Below are 19,976 nucleotides of genomic sequence, written 5' to 3' on the forward strand. Positions count from 1 at the left end.
TACCTATAACCAATATCAGACCATTGCCAGCCCAAAAATGCATTTTTCTGTCACATGGCTGCAAGAATCCCACTTGACGCTGATGCCAATGCATATAATGAACTGCTTCTGGTCCCATATTGGTAGCTTATTGGAAATGTCCAAAAGCCGCCGTCAACGGGAGGGGGAAATGATGACCAAGCACAATCACCTGTTCGGCGCGGCCAGCCTGGCGGCGATCCTGATTGCCGGCATGCCCGGCGCCGCCCTAGCCGCCCCGGATGTCTCTGCGCCCGATCCGGCCCAGACGGCCGCTGCCCAGAATGGCGACACCCAGACCGGCGATGACATCATCGTTCAGGGCTTTCGCAGCTCGATCGCCCAGTCGCTTCAGGCCAAGCGGCTGACCGACATGGTCGCCGACGTCCTGTCGGCCGAGGATATCGGCAAGTTTCCCGACAAGAATGTCGCCGAGGCGCTGCAGCGCGTGCCCGGCATCGTGATCAACCGCGAGTTTGGCGAGGGCGAGCGCGTCTCGCTGCGCGGCACCGCGCCCAACCTCACCAAGACGCTGGTCAACGGCCATGGCATCGCCACCGCCGACTGGTTCATCCTCGACCAGCTGTCGGCGACCCGCTCGTTCAACTATCTGACGCTGCCGTCGGAAATCGTCGGCAAGCTCGAAGTGTTCAAAAGCCCGCAGGCCGATATCGAGGAAGGCGGCATCGGCGGCACGATCAACGTCAACACCCGCCGCCCGCTCGATCTTGACCGCTGGACGGTCTCGGCCTCGGCACAGGCAGTCTATACCGAGCGTTCGGGCAAGGTCGATCCGCAGGCCTCGGGCATGGTCAGCTGGAAAAATGCCGACGAGACGTTCGGCATCCTGGTCGGCGCGGTCTACCAGAAGCGCCAGATCCGCCGCGACGGCGTCGAGGTGCTCGGCTATCAGGACGTAACCGTCGGCGGCCAGACTGCGCAGATCCCAGCGCTGATCGGGTCGGCGCTGTTCCAGCAGACGCGCGAGCGTTATGGCGGCAATATCGAGTTGCAGTTCAAGCCGTCCGACGATCTCGAGATCATCGCGACCGGGCTGTATTCGCGCTTCAACGCCGACAATGTGAACGCCAATTACCTTGCCTGGACGTCGAACGCGCTGGGCGGCGGCGGCACGCTCACCAACCCGACGGTCGCCAACGGCACCGTCGTGCGCGGCACCGTGACCTCGACGCCGGGCGGCCGTGCGGCCGTTTACGACGTGATCGACCGCGATGCCTTTGCCGATACCTGGTCGGGCGATCTGGACGTGACCTGGCAGGTCGGCGACACCGCGCGGCTGCACCTAAAGGGCGGCTATACCCGTGCCAAGGGCGCAACCAACTCCCAGCCCTTTTACGAGGGGGCGGCCCCCGGCGCCTTCACCTTCGACATCACCGGCCGCGTGCCGCAGGTGCGCTTTACCGGCATCGATCCCAACCGGCCGGCCGATCTGATTTTCGACTTCGCGTCACTGCACAAGATCGACAATATCGACGAAGAAACCTATTTCTACGCCGACCTCGAAAAAGACGTCGACTGGGGGCCGATCACGGCGCTCAAGTTCGGCGGCAAATATACCGACCATCTGCGCGAGGCGCGGTTCCTTGCGACCACGTTCGGCGGCTTCTTCATTCCGCTGAGCAGCCAGGGCTGCGGCGGTGCGCCCTGCACCTCGGCCAGCTTTGCCGGCGGCAGACTGCCCGATGATTTCCTCCGCAACATCGCCCTGCCCGGCACGCTCACCAGCTATTTCGCGGTCGACCGGGCAAAGCTGCGCTCGATCCTCAATGGCCAGCCGGCTTCGGTGCGCGAACGGGTGATCAACCCGCCGGAGAATTACTCGATCACCGAGCGCACCTATGGTGGCTATGTGATGGCCAAGATCGGCGGCGAGGGCGAAAAGGTGCGCGGGAACTTCGGCGTGCGCATCATCCGCACTGACCAGATTTCGCGCGGCAATCTGCTCGGTGTGCCAGCCAACACACCCGGCGCGATCGCCAATCCGTTCGGCACCTATCTGCCGGTCGAGATCGACCAGTCCTATACCGACATCCTGCCGAGCGTGAACCTGGCGTTCGATGTCAGCCCGACCGTGGTCGTCCGCGTGGCCGCCGGCCGCACGGTCACGCGCCCGGACTATACCGACATCGTCCCGCGCGTCAGCCTCAACCCCGGTGCGCTCACCGGCGACGGTGGCGACCCCAATGTCCGCCCCTATCGCGCCAATGGCGCCGATCTGAGCGTCGAATGGTATCCGGACCGCGACACCATCGTGGCGGCCGCACTCTATTACCGCGACATCCAGTCCTACATCGTCAACCGCACCGTGCAGGAACGTTTCCCGGTGCAGACCGGCACGCCCAACCTGTCGCGCTGCACGCTGATCAATGCCGGCCAGCAGCTTTACAACTGCCTGTTCGACATCAACCGGCGGTCGAACGGCGCAGGCGGCACCAACAAGGGCTTTGAACTGCAAGTGTCGCGGCCGATCTGGGGCGGCTTCGGCGCGGTGGTCAACTACACCTATTCCGACGCCCAGTCGGAAACCGGCGATCCGATCCCCGGCAACTCCAAGCATGCGCTCAACCTGACCGGCTATTACGAAAATGACCGGCTGTCGGCGCGCCTGTCCTACAATTACCGCTCGGCCTTCTTCATCAACATCGACCGCGCCTCGCCGCTCAATCAGGCGGCGACCGACACGCTCGACGCCTCGATCAGCTACAAGCTGACCGACAATGTCTCGCTGACGGCCGATGCGGTCAACCTGACCAACACCAAGATCTTCCAATATGCCGGAACCACCGACCGGTTCCGCGCCCTGTATGACAATGGCCGGATCTTCTATGCCGGGGTGCGTGTCCGCTACTGAGGCCCCCGATGCCCGGTCCCATGATCCGTCCGGTCGCCAAGGCCGTGGTCGCCGCCCTGATCGGGCTGGCGGCCCCGGCGGCGGCGGAGTCTCTCCACCTGCTGCCGCAACCGGCCCGGATGCGGGTCGATAGCGGCAGTTTTTTTGTCTCCGCCGCGACACCGCTGACCGGCGATGCCGATGCGGTGACCGCCTTTGCCGATCTCATGCAGCGCACGACCGGCATCGCGCTTGCCACGCGAATGGCGGGCGACGCCGCCGGTCCCGCAATCCGCTTCCGCCGCGATCCGGCGCTGCCGCCCGAGGCCTATCGGCTGCGGATCACGCCGCGCGGCGTGACGGTGGTGGGCGGCGACCGGGCCGGGCTGTATTACGGGGCCGTCACCTTGTGGCAGCTGGCGACCCGGCCGGGGCGCACCGGCGAAGTGCCGGCGGCGCGCGTCGACGACCGGCCGCGCTTCGGCTGGCGCGGGATGATGCTCGATTCCGCCCGCCATCCCCAATCGCCGGCCTTTATCCGCCGCTTCATAGAATGGATGGCGGTCAACAAGCTCAACCGCTTTCACTGGCATCTGGTCGACGATCAGGGCTGGCGGCTGGAAATACGCAAATATCCGCGCCTGACCGGGATCGGCGGCACCCGCCAGCCCGCGACCGCGCCGGGTGCGCCGCCCCTGCCCCCCGTCGCCGGCCATTACACGCAGGACGAGGTGCGCGAGATCGTCGCCTTCGCCGCCGCGCGGGGCGTCACCGTGGTGCCGGAGATCGAACTGCCCGGCCATGCGCTGTCGGCGCTGCGCGCCTATCCGGAACTGGGCATGGGCGTGCCGCTGCCGCCCGGCATCGAATCGCATTGGGGTGTCTTCCCCTGGCTCTACGCGCCCGATGAACGGACGATCGCCTTTCTCGAGGATGTGTTTGCCGAGGTGATCGCGCTGTTCCCGTCGCGCGAGATCCATGTCGGCGGGGACGAGGCGGTCAAGGACCAGTGGCGTGCCGATCCGCATGTGCAGCAGCGCATCCGCGACCTTGGTGTCGGCGACGAGGCCGGGCTGCAGAACTGGATGATCGGCCGCATCGGCCGGTTTCTCGCCCGCCATGGCCGCAGGCTGATCGGCTGGGACGAGATTCTGGACGCCCGCCTGCCCGGCGACGCCATCGTCATGTCCTGGCGCGGGCGCGAAGGGTCCGAACGGGCCGCCGCGCGCGGCCATGACACGATTCTGGCCGCCGCGCCGGTGCTTTATTTCGACCATCGTCAGGGCGCGGACCCGGCCGAGCCGCCGGGGCGCGGCAAGGTGCAGGATCTGGCGACTGTGCTGGCCGTGCAGCCGCTCGGCGACCGGCCGGGCGCGGCGCTGCGCCGGCATCTGCGCGGGTTGCAGGGGCAGCTGTGGACCGAACATATCCGCACCGAAGCGCGGGTGGCGTGGATGGCGTTTCCGCGCGCGATGGCGGTGGCCGAAATCGGCTGGGCGGGCGGGGCCGATTATCCGGGCTTTCTCGCGCGCCTCGCGCCCCAGCTTGCGCGCATGGCCCCGCTCGGCCTTGTTGCCGCCGACACTGCTTTACGTCCGCCCGCCGCTCCCGATGCGCCGGACCGGGTGATGAGCACCGGCCTGCGCAGCTGTTCCGCCCGGCTGCCGCTTTACCTCGAGGATGATTATCCGGCCGATGGCGCGCGGGCGCGGTTCCTGATCGACATTCTCGATCCCTGCTGGGTGTGGGTCGATGCCCCGACCAGGGGCGCGCGGGCGATTGCCGTCCATGTCGGGCAGCTGCCGTTCAACTTCCAGGTCGGGGCCGACCGTGCCACCATCCGCTTCCGCCCGCCAACCACCTCGGCCGGCGAGGTCGAGGTGCGCGCGGGCGGCTGTGATGCGGAACCGGTCGCCCGGCTGCCGCTTGAGCCCGCCACCGCCAATCCCGGCGTGACGGTGCTGACCGCGCCGCTGCCGCCGCTGCCGGATACGGCAAGCCTGTGCCTGACCTATACCGCCCATGGGCCGGACCCGCTCTGGGCGATCGAGCAAGTGAGACTGATCAAGTGACAGATTTTCTCGCCCCCGTCAGCGGTTGGCTGATGCCGCTCGACGAGGTTGCCGATCCGGTGTTTGCCAGCGGATCGATGGGGCCGGGCGTCGCCATCGACCCGCTCGACGGTCTGGTCAGCGCCCCCTGCGCCGGACGGGTTGTGGCGGTCGCCCGCACCGGCCATTCGGTGACTCTGGAGGCAGAAAACGGGGTCACCCTGCTCATCCATATCGGTCTCGACACGGTGGCGCTGGGCGGGGCGGGGTTTGCGCCGCAGGTGGCGGAGGGAGCGCAGCTTGCGGCTGGCGATCCGCTCATCCGCTTCGATCTCGACCGGGTTGCCCGCGCCGCGCGGTCGGTCGTCACCCCGATGGTCGTGATCGGCGACGGCGACCGGCTGGTGATCGACCGCCCGGGACGGCTGGTGACGGCGGGAACGCCGATCGGTCATCTGGCGCGCGGTGCCACTGCCCCGGATCCCGCGCCGGCCGAACCCGCTGGCCCGCCCGCGCAGCGTGAGCTGGTGCTGGCGATGGCGAATGGCATCCATGCGCGCCCGGCGGCGCGGATCGTCGCGTTGCTGCGCCCCTACGCGGCCGAGGTCGCGATCCTGACCGGCACGCGCCGGGCGAGCGCGCGCAGCACGGTCGCGCTGCTCACCCTGGCGGCGCGGCATGGCGACCGCCTGACCATCGAGGCGCGTGGCCCCGATGCCGAAGCGGCGGCCGACGCGCTGTGTGCGCTGATCGCCAGCGGCATGGGCGAAGCCGCCGACCATGCGCCCCCGCCGCCGCGTGGGCCGACCCCGATCCCCGGCAGCGCCGCATCGCGGCGCGCGGGGGACCTGATCCTCGGCGTCACCGCGGCGCCGGGGCTTGCCATCGGCGTCGCCGCCCGGTTCCGGCGCGCGGAACTGGCAGTTCCCGAGACCGGCGGCCCGGCACCTGCGGAACATGCAGCGCTCACCCGCGCGCGCGCCGCCGTCGCCACCCGGCTGGACGCGCCCGGACGCGGGCCGATGGCGGAGATCGCGCGCGCCCATCGCGCGCTGGTCGACGACCCCGAACTGGCCGCTGCCGCGGCCGAGTCCATCGATGCGGGGGCAAGCGCCGCCTTTGCCTGGCGGCGCGCGGTGCGCGACTGTCAGGCCGCGCTCGCTGCCACCGGCGACGCGCTGCTGATCGAGCGGATCGACGATCTTGCCGATATCGAACGGCAGGTGATCGCCGAACTGGTGTGCGCGGAAGCACCGGCTGCCCCCCTGCCCCGCGCCGCGATCCTGATCGCCGACGACCTGCTGCCCAGCGAGTTTCAGGCGCTCGACCTTGACCGGCTGGCGGGCGTCGCGCTTGCCCGGGGCGGGCCGACCGCGCATGTCGCGATCCTGGCCGCCGCCGCCGGGGTGCCGATGCTGGTCGCACTCGGCCCCGATGTGCTCGACATCGCCGAGGGGCAGCCGCTGATCCTCGATGCCGAAACCGGGCTGGACAGCGCGCCCGATCAGCTGCGGCTGGATCAGGCCGCCCAGCGGCTGGCCGCCGCGCGTGCCGCCCGGGCCGAGGCGCGGGCCGAGGCCCATCGCCCGGCGGTGACGCGCGACGGCACCCATATCGAGCTGTTCGCCAATCTGGGATCGGTGGCCGAGGCCGGGCGCGCGGTGGCAAGCGGCGCGGAAGGCTGCGGGCTGCTGCGCACCGAATTCCTGTTCCTCGACCGCGCCGATGCGCCCGGCGAGGCCGAACAGGCGCGCATCTATGGCGAGATCGCCGCCGCGCTGGCCGACCGGCCGCTGATCGTGCGCACCTTCGATATCGGCGGCGACAAGCCCGCCCCCTATCTGCCGATGGCGGCGGAGGAAAACCCCGCCCTTGGCCTGCGCGGCGTGCGGCTCAACCTTGAGCGGCAGGATCTGCTCGACACCCAGCTGCGCGCGATCCTGACCGGCGTGCCCGCGGCACAGCGGCGGATCATGGTGCCGATGGTGATCGAACCCGCCGAACTGGCAGCGGTGCGGGCGCGGCTGCGCCATGCCGAGGCGTTGCTGGGCATCGACCGCCCGACCCCTTTGGGCGTCATGGTCGAAACCCCGGCCGCCGCGCTTGGGGCCGATGCGATTGCGCGCGAGGCCGATTTCCTGTCGATCGGCAGCAACGACCTGACCCAATATGCGCTGGCCTGCGACCGGGGCAATCCGGCGACCGCCGCGCGCGTCGATGCCCTGCACCCCGCCGTGCTGCGTCTGGTCGGTCTGGCCGCTAAGGGCGCGGCCCGGCATGGCCGCTGGCTCGGCGTGTGCGGCGGCATGGCCTCCGATCCGCTGGCAACACCCTTGCTTGTCGGGCTGGGCGTGACCGAGCTGTCGGTCGCCATCGATCAGATCGCCTCAATCAAGGCGCGGGTGCGGATGCTGGACCTGCCAGGCTGCCGCGCGCTGGCGCAGGCGGCCATCGCCCTGCCCGATGCCCGCGCCGTCCGCGCCCTTGCTCAGGAGTTCGCCCGATGAGCGCCTTGCTCGCCCGCCTGCAACCGCTGGGTCGCGCACTGATGCTGCCGATCGCCGTGCTGCCCGTCGCCGGGCTGCTGCTGCGCCTCGGCCAGCCCGATCTGTTCGACCTGCCGTTCATCGCGGCGGCGGGAAATGCGATTTTTGGGCATCTCGGGCTGTTGTTCGGCATCGGCGTCGCGGTCGGGCTGGCGCGCGAAAACCATGGCGCGGCCGGGCTGGCCGGCGCGGTCGCCTATCTGGTTGCAACCGAAGGGGCCAAGGTGCTGCTCGCCGTCCCGCCGGGGATCGGGGCGGGCGCTGGCGACGATGTCCGCGCCGCGCTGACCGCCGCCTGGCGCGACGGCCAGATCGCACGGCTCAGCGTACCGGCGGGTATCGTCTCGGGGCTGATCGCCGGCCAGCTCTACAATCTTTATGCCGACATCCGCATGCCCGATTATCTGGCGTTTTTCGGCGGGCGACGGTTCGTGCCGATTGCCGCCGGGCTGGCCGGACTGGGGATCGCGCTGGTGTTCGGGCTGGGCTTTCCGCTGCTGTCGGCCGGGGTCGATACGCTCAGCCGCCGGGCAGTCGAGGCCGGGCCGGCAGGGCTGTTCGTCTATGGCGCGCTCAACCGGCTGCTGATCGTCACCGGGCTGCACCACATCCTCAACAACATCGCCTGGTTCATCCTCGGCGATTTCGGCGGTGCAACCGGCGACCTCAAACGCTTCTTCGCCGGCGATCCTGCCGCCGGCGCGTTCATGAGCGGCTTTTTCCCGGTGATGATGTTCGGCCTGCCAGCCGCGTGTTTCGCAATGTATCGTGCCGCCCACCCGGACAAGCGCCGCACGGTCGGCGGGATGCTGTTCAGCCTCGGCGCGACCAGCTTCCTGACCGGGGTGACCGAGCCGATCGAGTTCAGCTTCATGTTCCTCGCCCCCGCGCTTTATGCGCTGCACGCGGTGCTGACCGGGCTGGCAATGGCGCTGATGGATGCGCTGGGCGTGCGGCTGGGCTTCGGCTTTTCCGCCGGGCTGTTCGATTATGTGCTGGGCTTTGGCCTTGCGACCCGGCCGCTGCTGCTGCTGCCGGTCGGGGCGGCATATGCGTTCGTCTATTACGCCGCGTTCAGCTGGTGCATCCGCCGGTTCGACCTGAAGACGCCCGGCCGCGACGCTGCCGATGATGCGGTGACAGCGGACGCATCCGGCGCGGACGACGCGCTGCCGGTCGCCGCGCGCTTTGCCGCCGCGCTTGGCGGGCGGGCCAATCTCAGCATCATCGACGCCTGCACGACGCGGCTGCGGGTGCGCGTCGTCGATCCGGCCCTGGTCGATGAGGCAGCGCTCAAGCGTCTCGGCGCGCGCGGCGTGTTCCGCCCCGGCGGCGATGCGGTGCAGGTCGTGATCGGGCCGACCGCCGACCGGCTGGCAGGCGAGATCCGCCGGCTCGCCGCCTCCGCCGCGCGCCCGGCGACGCAGGATGCCCAGCCTTTGGCCGCCATCCCGCCGGCCGCCGATCCACCCGTCCGCTCGGCCATCGATGCCCATGCGCTGGCGGCATGGCTGCGTCCGCTGGGCATTGCCGCTGTTGCTGCCCGCGACACCCGGCTGGTGCTGGACAGCACCGGTCCGGCGGACCAGCTGCTCGCCCGCCCCGGAGCGATGGCGGAGCTGGGCGATCTCGGTATTCGCGGCGCGGCGGCAACGGGCGGCAGCCTGCACCTGATCGTCGGGACGGGCGCGGATGATCTGGCCGGACGGCTCACCCCGCTGATCCGGAACTGACGCACCCGGCGGGCGCGCACGCCGCGGCGTGCGCAGGGACTTTCTGGACGGCGGGGTTTTATGTCCATATGCCAGCCTGATCTGAACACGAGACTGAGACAGCCGCGCCGATGGCGATCCCGACTTATGAAGAGTTGATGCTGCCCCTCCTCCGGGAATATGGCATCGCAAACCGCCCTTTGCTGCTCAAAGAGCTTGTTTCCGTGATGGCGGCAAAGCTCGGGCTGTCCGAGGCGGAACTGGCAGAAAGAATTCCCAGCGGCAGGCAAGCACTGTTCTATAATCGCCTCCACTGGGCCAAAACCTATTTGGGAAAGGCGGGTCTGTTGAGCAGCCCGCCCCGGGGACTGGCGGAGATCACGGATCGCGGCCGATCCATGCTGCAACAGCACCCCGCACGGATCGACCGGGGCACATTGGCCCAGTTTGATGAATTTTCCGATTGGCTGGACGCGAGCGGCACCAGCACAACTCCCGGCCCCAACAGATCGACCGCGGCGCCCAAGGCGACCGCGGACGACACCCGGCTGACCCCGGAGGAACGCATCGAGGCCGCCCGCCAGGATCTGGAAAAGGCCTTGCGGGCCGAACTGCTCGAGCGGGTCCGGACGATGGCCGCTGCCGACTTTGAAGAGCTGATTGTGCAGCTGCTGTTGAAGATGGGCTATGGGTCCGGGGCCGAGGAAATGGCACAGGCGCTTGGTGGTTCAGGCGATCAGGGGATCGACGGCGTCATCCACCAAGACGCTTTGGGGCTCGACAGCGTGTATATTCAGGCCAAACGGTATAATCAGGGCAATGCAGTCGGCTCCGCCGCCATCCGCGACTTTAACGGGGCACTCGATCTGAAGCGGGCACCCAAGGGTCTGTTCGTGACCGCGTCGAGCTTTACCAGGGATGCGCGTGTTCAGGCAGAGAGCGCTACCCGCCGGATCGTGCTGATCGACGGAGACGAGCTGGCCTCGCTGATGATCCGGCACAAGGTCGGCACGCGCGTGGTGGCCTCGATCGATATCCCACAATTGGACACAGGCTTTTTCGACGCCTGAGTTACGCCGAAGACTGCACGGAAAGGCAAAGGCCAGACGAACACGTCATCGAAAATGGTCGGGGAGACAGGATTCGAACCTGCGACCCTCTGCTCCCAAAGCAGATGCGCTACCAGGCTGCGCTACTCCCCGACACGGGACCGATCAGACAGGGTCGCACGCCTCATGCGCGTTTCGCCCGCCTGTCGCAAGCGTCCGGTGGTAGGCCCGGAGGGACTCGAACCCCCAACCTAGCCGTTATGAGCGGCCAGCTCTAACCATTGAGCTACAGGCCCGGCCCGGAACTTTGCCGATAGCGGAGCCGCAGCGTGACTGGCAAGTCACGATCAGGCAGGATCAGCGCTGTTCCAGCTCGGACGCAACGGCCGCGCCTGCAACCGCCGGCAGGATCAGCACGATGCGGTCCGCCTCGATCACCAGCCGGCCGCCCGCCGCCTCGGCCAGCCCGCGCACAAGCCTGAGCGTGAAGCCGAGGCCGAGCACCGGCGCATCCGGCCAGTCGCCATCAGGGCCGTGTGCGGGATCGAGCAGCGAGCGTTCGTCGCGGCCGGCCAGCACGGCGGGGCGCGACACGCTCAGCCGGATCTGGCCGATAATGCCGGGATCGAGCCGCGCCTCGACCGTCTCACCGGCCGCGGCAAGCCCGATCATCGCGCCGGTCAGCCGCACCAGCATCCGTTCGGCCGACACGGGATCGGCGGTGATCGTCGGCAGATCGGGCGCGAGGCGGACGGCGAAACCGACCCCGCGCAGATCGGCAAGATCGCTGAGCACCGGGCCAAGGCTGGCCAGCAGCGCGCCCAGATCGAGCGGTCGCGGGGCAAGGCGCAGCGCCCGCGCCTCGATCCGCGCGGCGGTTTCCAGATCGTCGATGGTCGCCAGCAGGCTGCGCCCCTCGCCCAGGATCTCGGCCGCGAGCTGGCGGTAGCGCGCATTGACCGGGCCCATGATCTGCTGCTCGATCAGCTCGGCAAAGCCGATGATCGCGTTGAGCGGGGTGCGGATCTCATGCGCCAGCTGGCGCAGCGCTTCGCCCGGCAGGCTGGTGCCGAACAGGCCGGGAAGCTCGGCCCGTTCGTCGAGCCGGGGCCGCCGCGCGCTGCCGCGATAGCCGGAAAAGCGGCCGATCGCCGGATCGAACACCGGCACGGCGGAAATCCGCCATTCGCCGCCAATCGCCCCCTCGCCCGCCAGAGTCAGGCGCGCATCGCGGAATGACGCGCGGCGGCGGAACGCGCCCGCGGCATGGCCGTCGACGCCGTGCGCGCTGGTTTCATCGGCGGAGGCGATCGACAGGCCGATCACCGCCCCGCGCGCATCGAGGTCGCACCAGTTGATCGCCCCGTCCGCCCCGGTTTCGAACAGAAACTCGCGCGGCGGCGCAGGGACGGACATGGCGGGGGCAGCCGCGCCGCGCCCGTCGCGGAACGCGGCGATCCGCGCCACCAGCTCGGCAATCGGCGGGGACGACGCGGTTCCGGCCGAGGTCGCCAACGTCGCCTCAATGGCCGGACCGGCGTCCTCAGGCAGCGGTCCTTCGCCTGAATGTGCGACATGGCCACCCACGGCAGGATCGGGGATGTCTGCGGCCAGATCGCCGCCGGCGTCGCTACTGCCCGCTTCGGTGCTGCTCGCTTCGGGGCCGGCCATAGCCGGACCCGCGATCGAGGCATCGTTGGCAGCCACCGGACCGGGGCCGAGCATCAGATCGCTCGGGCCGAACGCATCGAGCGCGTGGCGCGCCTGCGGCCCCAGATCACGCCGGTGGCGCAGCAGCGCGCGTGCCACCGGCGACAGGCGCGGGATCATCACCGCCCAGGCATCGTCGCCCATCGCCGCCCGCGCCAGAACCGGCGCGGCGACCGAGGCGTCGTCTTCGGCAAAAAAATGCACCAGATCCGCCGGCACTGTCTCCCCGGCCAGCGCGAGTGCCGCGCCGCGGCGCGTCGCGTCCGGCACATCGCGTCGCCAGTCGCGCAGCCGCGCCAGAGCCTCGCCCCGGCGGGGCGATTCGCCGCGATCCGTCTGCGCAAGCAGATCGACCAGCTGACGCCACAGCGCCAGCCGTTCCGTTCTGCCCGGAGCCGGAAGGCCCAGGACTGTCGCCAGACGGTCGTCGAATCGCACCCTTGCACCCCTTGGCGGCCACAATGGACCGCGCGGCACAGGATAAGCCACGGAAACCGGGCGCAACAGGGGAGAAAGTGCGCCGTCACATTGTGGCACAATTGCGCTTGCTCGTAATATTCTTATAGGTAGCGCATCATTTTGGAGAACAAGCTTACATGGCCGGCCCGGTGCTCGACGAAGTGGATTATGAAATTCTTGCCGCTCTTCAAGAGGATGGCAGGATTACGAATGTCGATCTCGCCGCGCGGGTCGGCCTGACGGCCCCGCCATGCCTGCGCCGCGTCCGCAGCCTCGAGCAGCGCGGCGTGATCAAGGGCTATCATGCCCGGCTCGATCCGACCGCGCTCGGCTATGGGATCAGCGTGTTCGCGATGGTCAGCCTGCGCAGCCAGGCCGAATCGGACCTGCAGGCGTTCGAGGAACATGTGACCACCCTGCCCGAAGTGCGGGAATGCCACATGCTGAACGGCGAAATCGACTTCATCCTGAAAATCGTCTCGCCCGACCTGCAGGAATTCCAGCATTTCCTGACGACGAAGCTCACGACCGCGCCCAATGTCGCGAGCGTCAAGACATCGCTCACCATCCGCACGTCGAAGGACAGCCCCGGCGTCCCGGTTCCCGGCGGCGGGCGCATCACCGGATGACAATCACCGGGTAACAATCATCGCAGACATCAGCCCCGGCCGGGCACAGGCCCGGCCGGGGCTGATGATGATCAGGCCTGCTGATCGAGCCAGATCGCCCAGAATTTGGCGATTTCGGCGCGCTGGCCGGCGGTCACCTGGGTCAGGGCCTGGCGGGCCGCATCCTTCTGCCCGGCGCGGGCAAGCGCCATGCCGAGGCGCAGATTGGCGACATTGGCATCAACGCCGCCCTTCTGAATGGCCAGACGATACAGCTCCGCCGCCTTGGCAAAATCGCCATAGCCGAAGAACGCGTCGGCAGTGCTGAGCGCGATCTTGCCGTTGGCGGCAGTGGCCGCGCTGCGCTCGGCGGCAGGCAGCGACTTCTTGTCTTCGGGCACGCGGCCGGCCGCGAGGGTCCCGATCTCGTTGATCGCCTTGCTGGACTTGTCGAAGCTGCCCTTGGCCAGCCCTTCCTTGACGACGCCATCGGCTTCGCCCGGCAGACCGACCTTGTCGGCCAGCAGCGCATATTCGAAATAGTCGCGCTCGCCGGCCAGCGCGCCGACAGCACGCATCAGCCGCATCAGATCAAGATTGGTCTGGTCGTCCATCTTCTGGCTGTCGCCATAAATGACCAGCGCCGAACGCCAGTTTTCAGCCGTCGGGTAATCGACGATCTGCATCCGGGTCCAGCGCGCGACCTGGTCCATCATCTTGGCACCATAAGCGACGGACGCGGCGCGGCTGTACCAGTCGGCCGGGGCCTTGCGCCCGGCCGCCTTTTCAGACTTCACGGCTTCGTCGAGCACGGTCAGGCCTTCGACGGTCTGGTTGCTGCGGAAATGGCTTTCAGCCAGCAGCAGTTCGATGTCGTGGCTCGGCAGCCCCTGCGCGTTGACCGGGGCATAGCCGGCCTGACGGGCCTGGGTCAGCCGCTGGATCGCGGCGGCGAAATCCTTGTCCTGATAGGCGAACTGGCCGGCGAAAAAGGCAAAGCGGCCAATGTCCGGCGCGGCCCCCGCAGAACCGGAGCCGAGAATGTCGTTGAGCGCTTCCTTCTGCAGCGGCCGGTCGTTGGTGCCGAGGCCGATCTGCAGCTTGAACTGGCCGAGGAAGAATTTGTCGTCGGCCTCGGTGGCACCGGTCTGCGCGGCGGGCAGCGCCGCCTTGGCCGTGGCGAAATCCTTGGCCTCGATCGCCTTTTGCAGCGGGCCGGCGGCGGCGCGGAATTCCTTGCTCAGCTTCGGCGTGAACTTCGCCTCGCCGGCGGCTTCGGCCTTGCCCTTTTTCTGGGCGAACGCCGGCTGGCCGGCCATTGCCCCCATGCCGATCGCGATCGCTGCGCCCAGCGCCAGTTTCGATACCAACTTCATCATATGCTCCTCCAGACCCTGTTCGCCGGGCTTTTCCCGTCTGCTGCGGTTCGATACCGCCCAGCCGCGCAGCGAACAAGCAGCCACTTCCGGGCCTGCCGTGCCGCCGGCACCGTGAACCTTGCTTGAACCCGGGGCCAAGCTTGGCTAACCGCACGCCCACGATGATCGCGATCATTTCCCCGGCGAAAACGCTCGACTATAAAAAGCCGATCCCCGGCCTGCCGGTGACGGCCCCGCGCTATGCCGCCGATGCGGTGCAGCTGGCGGAGGCGGCGGCACGGCTGTCGCCCGAGCGGCTGTCGGCGCTGATGGGCATTTCGGACAATCTGGCGACGCTCAACGCCGAGCGGTTCCGCAACTTCGACACGTTGCCCGAGCGGCCGGCCATCTATGCCTTTGCCGGCGACGTCTATGCGGGGTTCGAGGCGCACAGCCTGGCCGAGGAAGCGGTGCTGTTCGCGCAGGATCATCTGCGCATCTTGTCGGGGCTTTACGGGCTGTTGCGCCCGCTCGACGCGATCCGGCCCTACCGGCTGGAAATGGGCACCAAATGGGCGCCCGAGCGCGGCGATCTCTATGGCTATTGGGGCGACCGGGTGGGCAATCTGCTGGCCGCCGACCTCGATGCGCAGGACGACCGGGTGGTGATCAACCTCGCCAGCCGCGAATATTGGCACGCGGTCGAGGCCGCGCCGCCGGCGGGCGCGCGGATCATCACCGTGGATTTCCGCGAGCAGGGTCCGGCGGGCCTCCGGTTCAACAGTTTCGCGACCAAGCGCGCGCGCGGCATGATGGCGCGGTTCATGTGCGAACACCGGCTGACCGAGGCCGAGGCGCTCAAGGGCTTCGACACCGACGGCTACCGGTTCGACGGCGACGGATCGACCGACACGCTGTGGCGGTTCGTGCGGACATGAGCCGCAGCGCGGTCGTCATCGGTGCGCGCGGCGGCATTGGCGGCGCGCTGGCGGCGGCGCTGGTCGAGGAAGGCCAGTTTGCAACCGTCCATGCGCTGGCGCGGCCCGACATCGACATATTGGACGAAACAAGCATCGCCGCGGCCGCCGCGCGCGTCGCCGCCGGCCCGCCGCCCGCGCTGGTGATCGTGGCGACCGGCCTGCTCCATTCGGCTGCGCGCGGGCCGGAGAAGAGCCTGAAAGAGCTGGACGCCGCCTGGCTGACCGAGGTGATCGGCGTCAATGCCGTCGGCCCGGCGCTGGTCGCCAAGCATTTCCTGCCACTGCTGCCCCGGGGCGAGCGCACGGTGTTCGCCGCGTTGTCGGCGCGGGTCGGCAGCATTTCGGACAACCGGCTGGGCGGCTGGTATGGCTATCGCGCCGGCAAGGCGGCGCTCAACCAGCTGATCCGCACGCTGTCGGTCGAGATGAAGCGGCTGAATGACCGCGCCATCGTTGTCGGCCTGCATCCGGGCACCGTCGACACCCGCCTGTCGCAGCCATTTCAGAAGAATGTCGCCCCCGGCCAGCTGTTCGACGCCGGACGTGCGGCCGTGCAGCTGCTCGACGTGATCGAGGGGCTGGGCGTCAAGGACAGCGGCAATCTGATCGCGTGGGACGGGGCGACGATCACCCCCTGACCGGGCCGGCGGGCACCGCGCCGCCAAACCGGGACAAGCCTGTGGATAAGCCTGTGGGCCGGGCGCTGCCTGCCGCCTCGGGGACCGTGCGGGGGTGGCGTTCGCCCGCCGCAGCCGCTAAGCCGGGCGACAGGTTTCACCATTTTTGAAAGCGCAACGCCTTGAGCAGCGACGACACCGTCATCGCCGAACCGTCCGATATTCGACCGATCAGCATCGTCGACGAAATGAAGTCGAGCTATCTCGACTATGCGATGTCGGTGATCGTCGCCCGCGCGCTGCCCGATGTGCGCGACGGGCTGAAGCCCGTGCACCGCCGCATCCTCTATGCCTGCCAGGAAGCGGGCTATGTCGCGGGCAAGCCGTATCGCAAGTGCAGCCGCATCGTCGGCGACGTCATGGGTAAATATCACCCGCATGGCGATGCCGCGATCTATCTGACCCTCGCGCGCATGGCGCAGGACTGGTCGATGCGGGTGACGCTGATCGACGGTCAGGGCAATTTCGGGTCGATGGACCCGGACGAGCCGGCGGCGATGCGTTACACCGAAGCACGGCTGGCCAAGGTCGCGGGCAGCCTGCTCGAGGATCTCGACAAGGACACGGTCGACTTCCAGCCTAACTACGATGCCTCGGAACGCGAGCCGCAGGTGCTGCCGGCGCGCTTCCCCAACCTGCTTGTCAACGGCGCGGGCGGCATCGCGGTCGGCATGGCGACCAACATTCCGCCGCACAATCTGGGCGAGGTCATCCGCGCCTGCCTTGCCTATATCGACAATCCGGCGATCAGCCTGGAAGAGCTGATGGCGATCGTGCCGGGGCCGGATTTCCCGACCGGGGCGATCATCCTGGGCCAATCGGGGGCGCGCGCCGCCTATCAGCAGGGGCGCGGATCGGTGATCGTCCGCTCGCGCCACGAGATCGAGGAAGGCCGGGGCGACCGGCGCTCGATCGTGCTCACCGAAATCCCCTATCAGCAGGGCAAGAATGCGCTGGTCGAGCGGATCGCCGAGGCCGCCAAGGACAAGCGGATCGAAGGCATTGCCGACATCCGCGACGAATCCAACCGCATGGGCGTGCGCATCGTCATCGACCTGAAGCGCGATGCGACGCCCGAAGTGGTGCTCAACCAGCTGTGGCGGCACACCCCCGCGCAGCAGAGCTTTGCGGCCAACATGCTCGCCATTCGCGGCGGCCGGCCCGAGCTGCTGACGCTGCGCGAGATCATCCAGAGCTTCATCCAGTTCCGCGAGGAGGTGATCACCCGCCGCTCGAAGTTCGAACTGGCCAAGGCGCGCGAGCGGGCGCATCTGTTGCTCGGCCTCGTCATCGCCGTCACCAATCTCGACGAAGTGGTGCGGATCATCCGCGGTTCGGCCAGCCCGGCCGAGGCGCGGGCGGCGCTGCTGGCGCGCGACTGGCCGGTCGCTGAAATCGCGCCCTATATCCGGCTGGTCGAAGCGATCGACCATGAGGTCGAGGGCGACACCTATCGCATGTCCGAGGCGCAGGTGCGCGCGATCCTCGATCTCCGACTGCACCGGCTGACCGCGCTCGGCCGCGACGAGATTGGCGACGAGCTGAAGCAGCTGGCCGCCAATATCGGCGAGCTGCTGGCGATCCTGGCCGACCGGGTGCGCCTCTATGCGGTGATGCGCACCGAGCTGGAGGCCGTCGCCGCCGAGTTCGCCACGCCCCGGCGCACCCAGATCGCCCCCGCTGCCGACGGCATCGAGGACGAGGATCTGATCGAGCGCGAGGACATGGTCGTCACCGTCACGCTTGGCGGCTATATCAAGCGCACGCCGCTCGATGCGTTCCGCGCCCAGAAGCGCGGCGGCAAGGGCCGGGCCGGCATGGCCACCAAGGACGAGGACGCGATCACCAACCTGTTCGTCACCTCGACGCACACGCCGGTGCTGTTCTTCTCCAATCTCGGCCGGGTGTACCGGATGAAGGTGTGGCGCCTGCCCGAAGGCGGGCCGAGCACGCGCGGGCGGCCGATGATCAACCTGCTGCCGCTGGCCGAGGGCGAGACCATCGCCACCGTGCTGCCGCTGCCCGAGGACGAGGCCGAATGGGGCCGGCTGCACGTGATGTTCGCCACCGCGCGCGGCAGCGTGCGCCGCAACAGCATGGATGCGTTCGCCAACATCCCGTCCAACGGCAAGATCGCGATGAAGTTCGAGGGCGAGGATGCCGAGGACCGGCTGATCGGGGTCGCCCTGCTCGAAGAAGGCGATGACGTGCTGCTGGCGACGCAGACCGGCAAGGCGATCCGCTTTGCCGCCGACGAGGTGCGCGAGTTCCAGAGCCGCTCGTCGACCGGGGTGCGCGGCATCACGCTCAAGTCCGGCGACGAGGTGATGTCGCTGTCGACGCTGCACCGCGTGGGGGTGGCCGATCAGGACGAGCGCGAGGATTATCTGCGCCACGCGCCGTGGAAGGGCGAAGACCCCGACCGCGCGCCGCGCCGGATGGACGATGAGCGCTATGCCGAGCTGGTCGCGCGCGAACAGTTCGTCCTCACCGTCTGCGCTAATGGCTATGGCAAGCTGTCCAGCGCCTATGAATATCGGCGCACCGGGCGCGGCGGTCAGGGCATCGTCAACATCGACAATATCGAGCGCAACGGCCCGGTGGTCGCCAGCTTCCCGGCGACGACCGCGCACCAGATCATTCTGGTGACCGATCAGGCGAAGATGATCCGCATCCCGCTCGACAGCCTGAGGGTGATCGGGCGCGGCAGCGCCGGCGTGCGGCTGTTCGACGTCGCCGCCGACGAACATGTGGTGGCCGCCGCCCGGATCGAGGAAAGCGACGGGCCGGAGGACGAGGCCGACACCGATGCGCTGCCCGCCGGATCGGACGGGGCGCTGGACGGGGCAGGCAGCGCGGCGTGAACGGCGTGAGCAGCGCCGTGTTGCCGGGCCGGATCGGCCCGGGGATGCCGGCGCTGCGCGCTGCCCTGTTGCCGGTAATCGCCGGGCTGCTGCTTACGGCCGCGCCACTGCATGCGTCCTCGCAAAGCCAGACCGAAGCGGCGCCCGCAACCGCTGACGAGATCGTCGTTTCGGCGCGATTGTCGGGCGCGCCGATCTGGACGGCGGTGCGCGACGGGCGGACTCTGGTGCTGGTCGGCGCGCTCGAACCGGTGCCCAAGGGGCTGGACTGGAATGTCGTGCCGCTCGAACAGGCGGCGGCGCGGGCAGACCGGGTGCTCTATCCGGTCAGCGCGTCATTTTCGGTGGGCGATGTGTTCCGCCTGCTGTTTCGCGGCGGCAAGATCACCGATCTGCCCAAGGGCCGGACGATTGCCGATTATCTGCCTGCGCCGCTGATGGCGCGACTCGAACGAGTGATGGCGGCGGAGAAGTCGGACGATTGGCGGCGCAAGAGCCCGGTCGTGCTCGCCTTCCGCCTGCTCGGCCGCCATGCCGGGCTGGCGCGCGGCGGGCGCTCGATCCGCGACGTGGTGGCCGATGCCGCCCGCCGCGCCGATGTGCCGGGGCGCAGCATCGGCACGGTGCGCGGCAAGGACGTGATCGACAATCTGATGGCACAGGATCCGGCCGCCTATCGCGACTGCATGGCCGCAAGCATCGCCGCCGCCGAAGCGGGGCGCGACGCCGCCGCGCACCGGGCCGAGGCGTGGCGCACGCGCGACATCCCTGCCCTGCTCGCCGACCCGCTCGACACCGCGCTCAGCCGCTGCTGGCCCTGGGCCGATCCGGCCATCGGCCCGCGGCTAAAGCGCAACTGGACGGACGCGCTCGACACCGCGCTGGCGGCACCTGGCACGACGCTGGCGGTCGCCCCAGCCCGGCTTGCGGCCGAACCGGGCGGCCTGCTCGACCGGCTGGCCGCGAATGGCTTCCGGATCGAAGGGCCGCGCTGGCGCGACTGAGAGCATTTTCAAGCCGGGTTAAATCACCGGGTGACTCGGAAAATTCGGTAAATCAAAGGCCTAGAGCGGCCGATCCGATGCAATCGGAT

12 protein-coding genes and 2 tRNA genes are annotated in these 19,976 nt (G+C 68.7%); 10 read left to right on the forward strand and 4 right to left on the reverse strand.

Annotated features, from left to right (window positions below):
- Positions 1–169 precede the first annotated feature (169 nt).
- The 5 genes from OPU66_RS00995 (at position 170) to OPU66_RS01015 (ending at position 10,248) form a co-directional block, all read left to right on the forward strand.
- Positions 170–2,890 carry a TonB-dependent receptor gene (locus OPU66_RS00995; RefSeq protein ID WP_498551729.1) on the forward strand — a complete coding sequence of 907 codons (2,721 nt, stop codon included), beginning with the start codon at positions 170–172 and terminating at the stop codon, positions 2,888–2,890.
- 20 nt (positions 2,891–2,910) lie between these two features.
- On the forward strand, positions 2,911–4,941 hold the full coding sequence (locus tag OPU66_RS01000) for a beta-N-acetylhexosaminidase (protein ID WP_498551730.1): 2,031 nt from the start codon (positions 2,911–2,913) through the stop codon (positions 4,939–4,941).
- Positions 4,938–7,427 (forward strand): phosphoenolpyruvate--protein phosphotransferase, encoded by a 2,490-nt coding sequence (gene ptsP, locus OPU66_RS01005; RefSeq protein ID WP_498551731.1) that lies wholly within the window; start codon positions 4,938–4,940, stop codon positions 7,425–7,427. The genes OPU66_RS01000 and ptsP overlap by 4 nt, the downstream gene beginning before the upstream one ends.
- A complete protein-coding gene (gene nagE, locus OPU66_RS01010) occupies positions 7,424–9,199 on the forward strand; it encodes an N-acetylglucosamine-specific PTS transporter subunit IIBC (RefSeq protein ID WP_498551732.1) in 1,776 nt (591 codons plus the stop codon). Before ptsP ends, nagE begins: the two co-directional genes overlap by 4 nt.
- A gap of 110 nt (positions 9,200–9,309) precedes the next feature.
- Positions 9,310–10,248 carry a restriction endonuclease gene (locus OPU66_RS01015; protein WP_498551733.1) on the forward strand — a complete coding sequence of 313 codons (939 nt, stop codon included), beginning with the start codon at positions 9,310–9,312 and terminating at the stop codon, positions 10,246–10,248.
- A 55-nt stretch (positions 10,249–10,303) separates the two neighbouring features.
- Here the strand turns inward: OPU66_RS01015 and OPU66_RS01020 are convergent.
- The 3 genes from OPU66_RS01020 to OPU66_RS01030 form a co-directional block, all read right to left on the reverse strand.
- Positions 10,304–10,380 (reverse strand) — tRNA-Pro (locus OPU66_RS01020).
- 67 nt (positions 10,381–10,447) lie between these two features.
- Positions 10,448–10,523: transfer RNA gene (locus OPU66_RS01025), tRNA-Ile, on the reverse strand.
- 61 nt (positions 10,524–10,584) lie between these two features.
- On the reverse strand, positions 10,585–12,375 hold the full coding sequence (locus OPU66_RS01030; protein ID WP_498551734.1) for a sensor histidine kinase: 1,791 nt from the start codon (positions 12,373–12,375) through the stop codon (positions 10,585–10,587).
- Between the two features lie 158 nt (positions 12,376–12,533).
- Here OPU66_RS01030 and OPU66_RS01035 point away from each other — a divergent pair, with 158 nt between their 5' ends.
- Positions 12,534–13,025, forward strand: coding sequence for an Lrp/AsnC family transcriptional regulator (locus OPU66_RS01035; protein ID WP_498551735.1), 492 nt, complete (start codon positions 12,534–12,536; stop codon positions 13,023–13,025).
- Positions 13,026–13,096: 71 nt separating this feature from the next.
- Here OPU66_RS01035 and OPU66_RS01040 read toward each other — a convergent pair whose 3' ends face one another.
- Positions 13,097–14,383, reverse strand: coding sequence for a tetratricopeptide repeat protein (locus tag OPU66_RS01040; RefSeq protein ID WP_498551736.1), 1,287 nt, complete (start codon positions 14,381–14,383; stop codon positions 13,097–13,099).
- 161 nt (positions 14,384–14,544) lie between these two features.
- Between OPU66_RS01040 and yaaA the strand changes: the two genes are divergently transcribed.
- The 4 genes from yaaA to OPU66_RS01060 all read left to right on the forward strand — a co-directional run bounded on the left by yaaA (position 14,545) and on the right by OPU66_RS01060 (position 19,887).
- Positions 14,545–15,300, forward strand: a complete 756-nt coding sequence (gene yaaA, locus OPU66_RS01045) for a peroxide stress protein YaaA (RefSeq protein WP_498551737.1) — start codon at positions 14,545–14,547, stop codon at positions 15,298–15,300.
- The gene (locus OPU66_RS01050) at positions 15,297–15,980 is read left to right on the forward strand and encodes an SDR family NAD(P)-dependent oxidoreductase (RefSeq protein WP_498551738.1); all 684 of its coding nucleotides are present in this window, start codon (positions 15,297–15,299) and stop codon (positions 15,978–15,980) included. Before yaaA ends, OPU66_RS01050 begins: the two co-directional genes overlap by 4 nt.
- A 161-nt stretch (positions 15,981–16,141) precedes the next feature.
- Positions 16,142–18,883: a DNA gyrase subunit A gene (gyrA, locus tag OPU66_RS01055; RefSeq protein ID WP_498551739.1), complete on the forward strand. Its 2,742-nt coding sequence runs from the start codon at positions 16,142–16,144 to the stop codon at positions 18,881–18,883.
- 5 nt (positions 18,884–18,888) lie between these two features.
- On the forward strand, positions 18,889–19,887 hold the full coding sequence (locus OPU66_RS01060) for a TraB/GumN family protein (protein ID WP_498551740.1): 999 nt from the start codon (positions 18,889–18,891) through the stop codon (positions 19,885–19,887).
- Positions 19,888–19,976: the final 89 nt, after the last annotated feature.

This window comes from Sphingomonas sp. URJC2 (assembly GCF_059803575.1).